Genomic DNA, 447 nt, shown 5'->3' on the forward strand with positions numbered 1-447 from the left:
GCTGGCACGGTCGATTGTTGTAATGTCGTTGCGCTAGGTGGCCATTACGTCCGTTGACTGTAACAATCTACGAGACGGTGGTGCTCATAACTTTGCTGACTGCATCACTGCTATTAGTGAGAAGAGCCCGTAAATTAAAATCGAAACGGTGGTGCCTGACTTGCGTGGTCGTATGGATCGTGCGTTGGATATCCTCACAGCCACACCGCCGGACATGTTTAACCACAACCTCGAAAACGTACCGCGTATTTATCGCAATGTACGTCCTGGCGCAGATTACAACTGGTCGCTGAAGCATCTAGAACGTTTCAAAGAAGCACACCCTGAGATTCCAACGAAATCAGGTCTGATGGTGGGTCTGGGTGAAACCAATGCTGAAATCATTGAGGTTATGCGTGTCCTGCGTAATCATGGGGTGACCATGCTGACGCTGGGGCAATATTTACA

The 447-nt window shown here is 49.2% G+C and carries 1 pseudogene; it reads left to right on the plus strand.

The window, feature by feature from the left end:
- Positions 1 to 447: pseudogene (locus ACU8YC_RS27655) on the plus strand (radical SAM protein); the annotation flags it as partial.

It is taken from the genome of Citrobacter sp. VF227 (genome assembly GCF_052950715.1).